The following is a 12,304-nucleotide window of genomic DNA, read 5'->3' on the forward strand; positions in this document are numbered from 1 at the left end:
ATTATCACCAGTCCTAAATAGTATAGAGCCAATAAAACAAAGCGAGATTATAGTATACTTTAAGGGTTAAACCTTATAGCACTCTATAATCTCGCTTACTTTTTAATACATATGATGTTTTTTAGTTTAAGCTTACTGTCTATTTATAACCCTCATGTACCTTCTAATGACAATGCCGCTTCAGCTTGTTTCTGACATTCTTCTATAGGAAGTTTTTCTTCAAATGAATACATAAAGATATCTTGGAACTTTTGTGCTAATGCCTGTGTATCGTCAATTTGATGAACTGCATCCATCATTTCATACACTTCAGCATCCCCCATCGTTTGATCCTGAAAGTTCATCGGATTCCAATCTGCGAGTTGTTGATATAACGCAATATTGACATCGTTCTTTTCCACTGAGAATTAACCTCCTTTATCTTTTCTTAAAATAAGCCCGATTTGCGTCACCACAAATCGAGCTGCATCATCTATTTGAAATGCTTGTCTACTTATTTTTCTTCAACGTCAATTGATTCAATAACTACATCATGAACTGGTTTGTCTTGAGGACCTACTTTAGTATTTGCGATATCTTCTAAAGTATTTTCACCTTCAACAAGTTGACCAAATACTGTGTGTTTTTGGTCTAACCAAGGTGTTCCACCTTTTTCACCGTATGCTTCTACGATTGGTTTTGGCCAACCGCCATCAGCTAATTGATTCAACATGTTTTCAGGTACTTCTTTCATTTGTACGATGAAGAATTGTGAACCGTTTGTGTTAGGACCAGCGTTCGCCATTGATAATGCGCCATATAAGTTGAATGCTTCCATAGAGAATTCATCTTCAAACGCTCCACCGTAAATACTTTCACCGCCCATACCAGTTGCTGTTGGGTCGCCGCCTTGTACCATAAAATCGTTGATAACACGGTGGAAAGTAATGCCGTTATAATAACCATTTTTAGCATGTGTCACAAAGTTTTCAACAGTTTTTGGTGCTAAATCAGGAAATAGTTTAAAAGTCATGTCACCTTTATTTGTGTGCATTACGACTTTAATTTCATTATCTTGGATTTCTTTATTTAATTGAGGATAGTTTGCCATAATTAATACTCCATTCATGTTAAGATTGATGTATCTCAATATTAACATATACCACAGAAAGGAAGTATTAAAATGTTATATCGTTTTTCACATAAAACAGGAAGCTATGGTGTTTCAATTGTAGAAGAGAAAGACAACGGTGAAGTCTTAGTTCAAGTTGAACAAGTCATCAAACATCCTAAACAAGGTGATTTACATGATCCAACAGCAACAGAGGGCGTCTTCTTCCATGAACGTCGCGCACTCAGTCATTATGAAAAAAGATTCACACCTAAATCAAAATTACGTGAATTCAATGTTGAACCTTTAGATTATGTAGATTCTTTACAACAAGCGATTACAAATTATGAAGAACAATTAAAACAAGAAAATACTGAACATGCGAAAATGTCTTTACACAATTTAAATACGCTAAAGAATGATTATGGCATTCAGTACAAACAAAATTTTAAATAATTTATTATGGGTTTCTTCTTATTTAAAAGACCCCCGAAATGTAAGCGTGTTACCGGAAAATAAGGTTTTTACACACTTCACATTGATGTATAATGAGGTTATCTTATATTCAAAGGAGGACAAATAATGAGTTGGTTACATGCAGCGGTATTGTTGCCGTTCATTTTTGCACTCATTATCCCTATTGTTTATCGTTTCATTAAGCGTATACATATAGGATGGTTCACATTACCTGTCCCCGTCGTTTTATTTATTTATTTCTTAACTTATATTTCGACAACGATGTCAGGTAAAACACGTTTTGCGGAATTACCATGGATGCCGCAAATTGGTATGAACTACAATTTATATGTTGATGGATTAAGCTTATTGTTCAGTTTATTGATTACAGGTATCGGTGCTTTAGTTACCTTCTATTCAATTAGCTATTTAAGCAAAAAGGAACAATTGGGTAATTTCTATTGTTATTTATTACTCTTTATGGGTGCAATGCTAGGCGTCGTGTTATCAGATAACGTCTTTATGCTGTATTTATTCTGGGAAATGACATCATTTTCTAGTTTCTTATTAATTTCATTTTGGCGCACTAGAGAGGCTTCACTCTACGGTGCTCAAAAGTCATTATTAATTACAGTATTTGGCGGCTTATCTTTACTCGGCGGCTTTATCTTAATGACACTTTCAGGACATTCAACAAGTATTCGCCATCTTATTGCACATGCCTCTGAGATTCAATCAAGCCCGTTCTTTATCTTGGCTATGATTTTAATACTCTTTGGTGCAATGACAAAATCAGCGCAATTTCCATTTTATATCTGGTTACCAGATGCAATGGAAGCACCTACGCCAGTCAGTGCTTATCTGCACTCTGCAACAATGGTCAAAGCGGGCATTTACTTAGTTGCACGACTTACACCAATCTTTGCATTATCACAAGGTTGGATTTGGACAGTCACTGCAATTGGATTAGTCACATTATTCTGGGCATCTTTAAATGCGACAAAACAGTCAGATTTGAAAGGTATCTTAGCTTTCTCAACTGTTTCACAACTCGGTATGGTCATGTCAATGCTTGGTATCGGAGCTGTCAGCTTCCACTTCCAAGGTTCACAAAGCCAATTTTATGCAGCCGCGTTTATCGCAGCAGTCTTTCATTTAATTAACCATGCCACATTCAAATGTGCACTCTTCATGGTTGCAGGTATTATCGATCACGAAACCGGAACACGTGACGTACGTAAACTCGGTGGTTTAATGACAATTATGCCGATTTCATTTACGATTACAGTCATTTCAGCGTTAAGTATGGCTGGTGTACCGCCATTTAACGGTTTCTTATCAAAAGAGAGCTTCCTTGAAGCAATGATTAATGTTACACAAGCACCTCTTTTCAGCTTGAACACGTTAGGTGTCTTGATTCCGATTGTTGCGATTTTAGGTAGTATCTTTACATTTGTATATTCAGTCAGATTTATCGGTCAAATTTTCTGGGGTTCATACAAACCTGAATCTTTACCACATAAACCACACGAACCATCAATGTTAATGTGGATTGCTCCTGCTTTCTTAGCAGTATTAGTAGTGGTATTCGGTTTATTCCCAACATTATTAGCAAAACCGATTATTGATCCGGCAAGCCAAGCAATACGTAATGCGAAGTTGCCAGATGCAGAATTCCATTTATTCCATGGATTCACACCTGCATTCTTCTCAACTTTAGTTATTTACGCAATCGGTATTCTATTAATCTTCACTTATCATAAGTGGGTTAAAGTTCTAGAGAATATCCCAGAGCGTCTCGAACTAAATCATTTCTATGATCGTTCAGCAGACAACTTACCAGTATTCTCTAAACAAGTGACACATACTTATATGAGCGGATTTATCCGTAATAAACTTGTTGTCATTATGGGCAGTTTAATCGTATTAACTGCTGTTACTGTACTTGCATTGCCATTTGCATTTGATTTCAGTCATGTCAGTCGTGTACGTTCATATGAAGTTATCATTGTTGTGATGATTTTAGCAGCTGCAATTATGTTAGTCTTTGCACGTTCAAGACTGTTCAGTATTATCATGCTGAGTGCTGTGGGTTATTCTATGGCGATATTCTATATCTTCTTTAACGCACCAGACTTAGCATTAACACAATTCGTAGTTGAAACAATTTCAACCGCATTGTTCTTATTATGTTTCTACCATTTACCAAACTTGAACCGTTATAACGAAACGACTTCATTTAAAGTAACAAACGCCGTAATCGCGGCTGGTGTCGGTATCGCAGTAACAATCCTTGGTTTAATCGCATATGGTAATAAACATTTCGATTCTATTGCGGCTTACTACAAAGAAAATGTCCATAGTTTAGCACATGGTAACAACATGGTTAACGTTATCCTTGTTGACTTCCGTGGTACCGATACTTTATTCGAATCATCTGTATTAGGTATCGCTGGTCTAGCAGTTTACACGTTAATTAAATTACGTTCTAAACATAAAAATGGTTATGAAAGGGTGGATGAAAATGAATAAACAGAAAAATGATATTATCTTTCAATACTCAACAGTAGTCATTTTCTTCTTAATTGTCATGTTCGCCTTTTCACTATTCCTAAATGGACACTACCAACCCGGTGGCGGATTCATTGGAGGTTTGCTTGTTTCAAGTTCATTAGTACTCGTTGCGGTGGCCTTCGATGTGAAAACAATGCGTAAAATTTTCCCGTGGGATTTTAAGAAGCTGATTGCGATTGGTCTTACATTTTGTGTTATGACACCTGTTGCAAGCTGGTTCTATCACAAAAACTTCTTTACACATAAAGTATTCGAAGTACCGCTTCCACTCTTAAAACCTATGGAAATCCATACAGCATTATTCTTTGACCTAGGCGTATTATTAGCCGTTGTCGGTACAGTAATGACAATTATTTTAGCGATTGGAGAGAATGAGTAATGGAAATAATTATGATTATTGTTTGCGGTATCTTAACATCAATCAGTATCTATCTCATTTTGTCTAAGAGCTTGATTCGAATCATTATTGGTACCGCAGTTCAAACACATGCTGCAAACTTGTTTTTAATCACAATGGGCGGCTTAGGTGAAGGCTCTGTTCCAATCTTTAAATACGGAACAAAAAGTTATGTCGACCCTATCCCGCAAGCGTTAATTTTAACTGCGATTGTTATTTCATTTGCGGTTACAGCGTTCTTCTTAGTACTTGCTTTCAGAAGCTATAAGGAACTTGGAACTGACAACGTAGAACAAATGAAGGGAGTGCCAGAAGATGATGCTAGATAACTTAATCGCTGCGATGTTGATTACACCTATGATTACTGCAGTGATTCTTGTATTTATCGGCAAGCGTCCTTTCATTAAACGTTATGTCGCTTTAGGCGGATCTTTAATCGCATTAGGTCTTGCCATTTGGAACTTTATCAACGTATGGCACCATGGACCTTTGAAATTAGAATTAGGTTCTTGGAAAGCACCATACAGTATCGTATTTGTACTTGATTTATTCAGTGCAACATTAGTAATTACTAGTTTAATTGTAACTATATTGATTATTTTGTTCTCATATCAATCAATCGGTTTACACCGTGAAACATATTATTACTATTTCGCAGTCATGTTCATGGAAACAGGTATTATCGGTGCATTTATCACAGGTGATATCTTCAACATGTTCGTATTCTTCGAAGTATTCTTGATTTCTTCATACTCCCTACTCGTTATTGGCGGTACGAAGATACAATTACAAGAAACAATCAAATACTTACTTGTGAACGTGGCATCTTCAGCCTTCTTCGTAGTGGCTGTTGGTATCTTGTACGCAGTAGTCGGAACATTGAACATGGCAGATATCAGTCAGAAATTGGGACACTTATCTGATACACAAAGCGGACTTGTCAGCATTGTATTCGTGATGTTCCTCTTTGTATTCGCAACAAAAGCCGGTGCCTTCCCTATGTACGTATGGTTACCTGGGGCTTACTACGCACCTCCGTTTGCGATTATCGCATTCTTTGGTGCCTTGCTTACGAAAGTTGGCGTTTATGCGATTGCGAGAACATTAAGTTTATTCTTTGCACACACACTGACATTCTCGCACTACACAGTACTGATCTTAGCGTTATTAACGATTATCTTCGGTTCTATCGGGGCAATCAGCTTTAATGATACGAAGAAAATCATTTTATATAACATCATGATTGCGGTTGGTATCATCCTAGTTGGTGTGGCAATGATGAATGAAGCTGGTATCATCGGCGCGTTATATTACACAGTTAATGACATGTTGATTAAAGCAGCATTATTCTTCTTAATCGGTGTCATGCTTAAAATCACTGGTACCACAGATATCAGAAAGTTCGGTGGATTGATAAAACATTATCCTGTTTTAGGATGGACATTCTTTATCGCATGTTTAAACCTTGCAGGTATTCCACCTTTCAGCGGTTTCTACGGTAAAATGTATATCGTTCGTGCCGCATTTGAACAAGGATTTTATATCAGCGGTATTGTCGTCTTATTATCTAGTCTCTTAATTTTATATTCTGTGATGAAGATTTTTATCAGAGGATTCTTCGGAGAGTCAAAAGGTTATACATTTAATCCGCATTTACACTACCGCGGCCTATTAAGTGTCGCAATTCTAGCTGTTGCGCTATGTGTGGTCTTTAGTTTCGCAGCGGAATGGTTGTATCCATTCGTTAAAGAAGCAGCTGTCACATTCTATGACCCTAAAGCATATATCGACAGCGTACTGGGGGTGAAATAATATGGCAATTCAAGTACTCGTGAATCTATTACTTGCTATATTTTGGCTGTTCGTCAATGACAGCTACACTCTTAATAACTTTGTATTAGGATACGTCTTCGGTTTATTACTCGTATTCTTAATGCGTAAGTTACTACCTGGACGTTTCTATGTGGTTACACTTTATTACGTAATCAAATTGATGATCATCTTCTTAGTTGAACTCATCAAAGCGAATATTGATGTAATCCGCATTGTCATTAAACCGAAAATGGATAACGAACCTGCATTCTTTGTCTACGATACAGATTTAAAAGAGCCATGGGAAGTTGTCGTATTAAGTACACTCATCACCCTTACACCAGGGACTATCGTTCTTGGCGTCAGTGATGATAACAAGAAAATCTATATTCATTGTTTAGATTTCAGCACGAAAGAAGAGGAAGTTGAAGGTATTAAATCTTCCTTAGAAAAAGCTGTCAGAGAGGTGGGAGAAGCATAATGTTTGCCTATAATGTCGTTATTATAATCGCATTGATTGTCGTTGCACTTTCGATACTCGGTATGTTGGTACGTGTGATTCTCGGCCCTTCTCTTGCCGACAGAGTCGTAGCTTTAGATGCGATCGGTATTCAATTTATGGCGATTGTTGCTCTGTTCAGTATCTTCCTAGATACTAAATACATGATTGTAACGATCCTGTTAATCGGTATCATCGCATTCTTAGGTACAGCTGTCTTCGCGAAATACATGCAGGAAGGTAAGGTGATTGAACATGATCGACGCGATAATGATTAGTTTGTCATTATTCTTTGTAATTGTCGGTGCAATTATCAGTGCCCTTTCTGCCATTGGTCTTTTACGTTTGAAAGATGTTTATGGCCGTGCACATGCTGCTGGTAAAGCAGCAACCTTAGGTTCAATGAGTTTATTATTAGGTGTCTTCTTATTCTTTATTGGCCATGATCATTATGTGAATCCACAATTGATTATTGGGATTTTATTCATCTTGATTACTGGACCTTTATCCAGTCACTTAATTATCAAAGCATCTTATAAAATTAAAACACCTTACTCACGTTCGACTAAGTTAGACGAAATGAGTGAATTACAAAAAGATAAGCCAAAAGCAGCTGACAAATCTTAAGAGATTCAGACGCCGTAAAGTACTGTGACAACAATATATTACGGCGTCTTTTCTTTTTACTTCAGCTTGTGATGCAAAAAGAAATGTGCTATATTAATTAAATCGAAACTATTACGATTTAAGAAGGTGACGCTATGTCTTGGACAATTATCGGCGGTGGTATTCACGCCGTTACTATTGCGATTAAACTCCGTGCTTCAGGTTTAGCAGCTGAAGACTTAACGATTATAGATCCTCATGATTCACTATGCGAACAATTTGATGATTTCTCTTGCCGTATCGGTATGCCATTTTTACGCTCACCACATGTACACCATGTTCATCCTGACCCTTTCCATTTGAAACATTTTGCGAAAACAAATCAATATACAGGTGCTACTTATGGTAAATATCAACGTCCACAACGCGATATGTTTATGGATCATGTGCATAAAATGCTGCATGAATTTGATTTAAACAGTCGTCATATTAAAGATGTGGCTGTTAATATAGACCGTGTTGACGGTCAATGGCAAGTCGATATGAAAGCACACGACACTGTCACAAGCGATTATCTCCTTCTCGCTATCGGCAGTAACAATATTCCGCATATTCCAGATATGTATATCAATCAGCCTGATGTGAAACATATCTTTGATAATGAAACAATTCCTTATCAAGATGCCTCACATGTCATAGGCAGCGGTATTTCAGCAGCCCATTTAACATTAAAATTGATTGAAGAATCAAGAGCTGAAACGGTTCACTTATGGATGAATAAGCCCATTGAAGTCTATGACTTCGATGCAGATCCAGGTTGGTTAGGCCCTAAAAACATGACACGCTATCGTGAAATCGATTCATCTAAAGAACGATTAAGTATTATTGCGCAAGAACGTCATAAGGGTTCTATGCCTAAAGAGTTATATTTACGTCTAAAAAAACACGTACAAGATGGACAACTTCAAATCCATGTGAATGAAATTCAAGCAGTAAAAAATCATAGGATTATTACTGAAAATGAAAGTTATGAATATGACCATATACTGCTTGCGACAGGCTTCAAAAATAACATTATGCAAATGCCTGTCATTCAAAGCTTTGTGGAAAATACACAAGCACCTTTAACAGAAACAAAACATCCAGTCTTAAATGAAAGTTTAGAATGGTTGCCAGGTGTATTTGTTTCAGGCGCACTCGCTGATATTGAATTAGGTCCATTTGCGAGAAGTTTTGCGGGAGGCAGAGAAGCTGCAAGCCGTATTTCAAAAGCATTTATCAATCAAGAAGAGAAAGTTTCTTAATATAAAGAAAAGGTTCCCTCGTCATTTGACCAAAGGGAACCTTTTTCTATCTATTTATCTTTATAATCACACATCGCGTTTTTATAGTTCCTTACATACTAAAAAGCAGTAAAGTTACGCTTCTTAAAGTAACTTTACTGCTTAAATATAGTCATCTATTTATGTGGTTTCAACATCATCGTTCCACGCATGACACTAATTAATTTGTCTTGATCATCTACAAGGTTGATATTCCAAACTTGTGTCGAGCGACCTCCATGAATCAATTCCGCAATCGCATATACATAGCCGTCTGTAGCTGAACGGATATGATTCGTATTCATTTCAAGCCCTACTGGAATGACCTTATCCGTATCTACCATATGAGCAGCACCAATAGAACAAGCTGTTTCACCGAGTGCCATGGTTGCGCCACCATGAAGGTAGCCGAAAGGTTGTTTTACTTTATCACTGACAGGCATTTTCATTTTAACGTAACCTGATTCGACTTTAAGCACTTCCATTTCTAATGTTTCTAATAAATTCGTCATCCCATTCTCTCCTATCGACTAGATTACTTCTATAATATCATAGCCGCAATCGTACCGAAGACCATTAACGGTATGTTATAGAATACGAAAGTCGGAATACATGTATCTCTAATGTGATCGTGTTGATCATCTACATCAAGCCCTGCAGTCGGTCCTAAAGTTGAATCACTGGCTGGTGAACCTGAGTCACCTAAGGCACCTGCTGTACCAATTAATGCGATTAATGCCATTGTACTCATACCAAGTTGTTCACCTAGTGGAATAAACAGTGCTGCGATAATTGGAATCGTCGCGAATGATGAACCGATACCTAATGTGACGATTAAACCAATTACATACATTAAAATAATCGCGATTAATTTATTATCTCCAGTCATGTTGGCGATACTTTCTACTAAACCTTTAACATCGCCTGTCGCATTCATAATCCCTGCGAAACCATTCGCAGTTAAAATAACGACACCAATGTAAGCCATGATTTTAATACCTTCTGTAAATTGTTTGTCCAATTCAAACCATTTGAATGAACGAGAAAGGAAGAAGACCATCACACCGGCTAACGCACCGAAAATCATTGACTCAGTGAATGTTTGAACTAAGAATGTTGCTAAAATCGCTACAATTGTTACACCTAAAACATATGGTTTTAATTCCTTAGGCGCATTTTCAATTGCTTTATCTTTTTTATATTCACGTGGTTTTCTGTAATAGAACATACCTAAAGCTAAACCGACGATATATCCTAATGATGGAATCAATAATGATTTCCAGATCATGTCAAATTCAATTTGGTGGTGTGCTTTAGTAAATCCAGTTTGAATAATTTGGTGATAGATTTGACCAAATCCATAAGGAAGTAATAAATATGGAAAACACAAACCGAAACTGATAACTAAGGCAATTTGACGTCTATCAATATTTAATTCATTAAATAAACTTAATAACGGTGGAATTACAATTGGGATGAACGCAATATGTACAGGAATCAAGTTCTGACTACTCATACTTAATAATAATAAAGCAACAATTAAAATAACTTTAATCGTAGAGCGAGAAACTTTCGTATTCTCTGCTTTGATTAAGTTGATGATTTTACCTACTAAGTAATCTGTAATACCACTATAAGAAATTAATGCCGCGAAGCCTCCTAATAAAGCATAGCTTAAGGCTACTTCTGCCCCATCTACGATGTTATCCGTAAAGACATGGATGACTTTTTCTACTGACATCCCTGCGACTAGACCGCCAACTAATCCGCTGACGAACAGACTTAAAACAACGTTCAGTCTGAATAAACATAAAACAATCATTAATAAAACTGCGACTACTACTGCGTTAACCATTTTGCGTTACCCCTTTACTACATTATCGAACTAAAGTGTTATGTTAGTATAATAACAGTCCACTTTAGAGATGTCAATACAACATTATGTATTTCTAACACAATATAAAATACCCATCTCAATCAAAATTGAGACAGGCATTTTATGGTAATTTAAATTTTAAGATTGTCTTAACCAATCTACTATACTATGGATTAAATAACCCGTTGGCCCTTTAGGACCATTGTAGTCTGATTTAGATGTCGTTGCTGGACCTGCAATGTCAAAATGCAAGTGCGGTGTACCAGCACTGAAGTGCATAATAAAGGCTGCCGCAAAGAGCGCTTTGCCCATGCCATTTGTATGATTGACTAAGTCAGCGACTTCACTGCGTTTGATTAAACTGCGCTCAGTAGCCGTAACAGGCAATTCATAAGTCCATTCCCCATTACGTTGTGTCAGTGCTGTAATAGCATCTAACGGTGCGTTGTTATTATTTTTAAAGACAGCTGCTTTATCAAAGCCGAGTGCCGCAATAGCAGCTCCAGTAAGTGTCGCAAAGTCTAAAATCACTTTCGGTTCATGTTGTACTGCTTGGAAAACAGCATCGCCTAATACGAGACGCCCTTCAGCATCAGTATTTAATACCTCTACAGTTTCTCCGCTCATAGCTGTAAAGACATCATCTGGTTTCATAGCCGCTTCATTAATCATATTTTCAGCAGATGCAATGATACCTACGATATTCACAGGTAAAGCTAATCGATGTGCCGCTTCAATCATCCCTACTACATTTGCCGCGCCACACATATCAAATTTCATCTCTTGCATACCAGGTTTAGATTTAATAGAGTAACCGCCTGAATCATAAGTGATACCTTTACCGACTAACGCGATTGGTGCCGCGTCAGGGTCATCTACACCTTGATAAGTCATTGTGATTAATCTAGGACCATTTGCGGAACCTTTACCGACCGCATGGATTAAACCGAACCCTTCCGCTTGTAACGTTTCTGCGTCTTTCACATCAACTTCTACTGCCGTTTCTGCGAAATGACCTGAAATAAGTTCTGCAAAATAAGCAGGAGTTAAAATGTTAGGCGGAATATTACTTAAATCTCTCGCAATTTTAATGCCTTCTCCAACTACTTCACCATCTTTAATGGCAGTAATTTCGTCTGGTTCTGCTTGATGTAATTTTAGATTTAAGTGATACGGTACTTTCTTATCTGATTTATAATTATCAAAAATATATAATGCTTTTTTACCTTGCAGGCCGAATAATTCAGCCATTTCATTTTTAGAAATCGCTTTTGATGCGAATGTTGAGAATAATACATCCGCTTCTGTTACATGTTCTGCTTTTAAATACTGCAGTAAGTTTCCGTATACTTTCATTGTTTGAATACGATCTAACTGCTTCAAATTGCCAAGTCCTACCGTAATCAAACGAACTTTAATGTCTCCTGTTTCAAAGAACGTCGAACTGACTTTACCCACTTCACTATGAATCATATGATGGTGCTTATATGTATCTAAAGCATCCGATAAATCATGATCTTGAACTGTGACTGTTCCTAATTGATTCAAGTGATCTGGCAAGCCGAGTACTAACGTGTTGCTGATTAATTCATTTTGTTCGTCAAATGTTATTTGTATTGGCATAATGTCTCCTCCATAAGATACAAAAGAGGTTGGTAAAAGCTGTTTATCA

Annotated in this window: 14 protein-coding genes; 9 read left to right on the top strand and 5 right to left on the bottom strand. The window is 37.0% G+C overall.

What is annotated here, in order from left to right:
• Window positions 1–152 precede the first annotated feature (152 nt).
• Window positions 153–401 carry a DUF1871 family protein gene (locus tag HMPREF2846_RS07175; RefSeq protein WP_083309984.1) on the bottom strand — a complete coding sequence of 83 codons (249 nt, stop codon included), beginning with the start codon at window positions 399–401 and terminating at the stop codon, window positions 153–155.
• Window positions 402–493: 92 nt separating this feature from the next.
• Window positions 494–1,090: a peptidylprolyl isomerase gene (locus HMPREF2846_RS07180; RefSeq protein WP_002481858.1), complete on the bottom strand. Its 597-nt coding sequence runs from the start codon at window positions 1,088–1,090 to the stop codon at window positions 494–496.
• Between the two features lie 72 nt (window positions 1,091–1,162).
• Here HMPREF2846_RS07180 and kapB point away from each other — a divergent pair, with 72 nt between their 5' ends.
• The 9 genes from kapB (at window position 1,163) to HMPREF2846_RS07225 (ending at window position 8,738) form a co-directional block, all read left to right on the top strand.
• Window positions 1,163–1,546, top strand: a complete 384-nt coding sequence (gene kapB / locus HMPREF2846_RS07185) for a sporulation phosphorelay system protein KapB (protein WP_002481857.1) — start codon at window positions 1,163–1,165, stop codon at window positions 1,544–1,546.
• A gap of 126 nt (window positions 1,547–1,672) precedes the next feature.
• A complete protein-coding gene (locus HMPREF2846_RS07190) occupies window positions 1,673–4,078 on the top strand; it encodes a Na+/H+ antiporter subunit A (protein ID WP_070626337.1) in 2,406 nt (801 codons plus the stop codon).
• The gene (locus tag HMPREF2846_RS07195; protein ID WP_002481855.1) at window positions 4,071–4,499 is read left to right on the top strand and encodes a Na(+)/H(+) antiporter subunit B; all 429 of its coding nucleotides are present in this window, start codon (window positions 4,071–4,073) and stop codon (window positions 4,497–4,499) included. Before HMPREF2846_RS07190 ends, HMPREF2846_RS07195 begins: the two co-directional genes overlap by 8 nt.
• Entirely contained in the window at window positions 4,499–4,846 is a 348-nt protein-coding gene (mnhC1, locus tag HMPREF2846_RS07200; RefSeq protein ID WP_070626338.1) for a Na+/H+ antiporter Mnh1 subunit C, read from the top strand. The genes HMPREF2846_RS07195 and mnhC1 overlap by 1 nt, the downstream gene beginning before the upstream one ends.
• The gene (locus HMPREF2846_RS07205; RefSeq protein WP_031262781.1) at window positions 4,833–6,329 is read left to right on the top strand and encodes a Na+/H+ antiporter subunit D; all 1,497 of its coding nucleotides are present in this window, start codon (window positions 4,833–4,835) and stop codon (window positions 6,327–6,329) included. Before mnhC1 ends, HMPREF2846_RS07205 begins: the two co-directional genes overlap by 14 nt.
• A 1-nt stretch (window position 6,330) precedes the next feature.
• Window positions 6,331–6,810 carry a Na+/H+ antiporter subunit E gene (locus HMPREF2846_RS07210; RefSeq protein WP_002481852.1) on the top strand — a complete coding sequence of 160 codons (480 nt, stop codon included), beginning with the start codon at window positions 6,331–6,333 and terminating at the stop codon, window positions 6,808–6,810.
• Window positions 6,810–7,106 carry a Na(+)/H(+) antiporter subunit F1 gene (locus HMPREF2846_RS07215; protein ID WP_002481851.1) on the top strand — a complete coding sequence of 99 codons (297 nt, stop codon included), beginning with the start codon at window positions 6,810–6,812 and terminating at the stop codon, window positions 7,104–7,106. The genes HMPREF2846_RS07210 and HMPREF2846_RS07215 overlap by 1 nt, the downstream gene beginning before the upstream one ends.
• The gene (locus HMPREF2846_RS07220; RefSeq protein WP_002481850.1) at window positions 7,084–7,455 is read left to right on the top strand and encodes a Na+/H+ antiporter subunit G1; all 372 of its coding nucleotides are present in this window, start codon (window positions 7,084–7,086) and stop codon (window positions 7,453–7,455) included. The genes HMPREF2846_RS07215 and HMPREF2846_RS07220 overlap by 23 nt, the downstream gene beginning before the upstream one ends.
• A gap of 134 nt (window positions 7,456–7,589) precedes the next feature.
• Complete coding sequence (locus HMPREF2846_RS07225) at window positions 7,590–8,738, top strand: NAD(P)-binding domain-containing protein (protein ID WP_070626339.1); 1,149 nt, start codon at window positions 7,590–7,592, stop codon at window positions 8,736–8,738.
• A 155-nt stretch (window positions 8,739–8,893) separates the two neighbouring features.
• Here the strand turns inward: HMPREF2846_RS07225 and HMPREF2846_RS07230 are convergent, their stop codons facing one another.
• From HMPREF2846_RS07230 to HMPREF2846_RS07240, 3 genes are all read right to left on the bottom strand, one after another.
• Window positions 8,894–9,268 (bottom strand): PaaI family thioesterase, encoded by a 375-nt coding sequence (locus HMPREF2846_RS07230; RefSeq protein WP_057510773.1) that lies wholly within the window; start codon window positions 9,266–9,268, stop codon window positions 8,894–8,896.
• Window positions 9,269–9,297: 29 nt separating this feature from the next.
• Window positions 9,298–10,611, bottom strand: a complete 1,314-nt coding sequence (locus HMPREF2846_RS07235) for a Na+/H+ antiporter family protein (protein WP_002481847.1) — start codon at window positions 10,609–10,611, stop codon at window positions 9,298–9,300.
• A gap of 159 nt (window positions 10,612–10,770) precedes the next feature.
• Window positions 10,771–12,255, bottom strand: coding sequence for a leucyl aminopeptidase family protein (locus HMPREF2846_RS07240; protein WP_070626340.1), 1,485 nt, complete (start codon window positions 12,253–12,255; stop codon window positions 10,771–10,773).
• Window positions 12,256–12,304 lie beyond the last annotated feature (49 nt).

It is taken from the genome of Staphylococcus sp. HMSC056G08, from assembly GCF_001812305.1.
Lineage (GTDB): Bacteria > Bacillota > Bacilli > Staphylococcales > Staphylococcaceae > Staphylococcus > Staphylococcus simulans.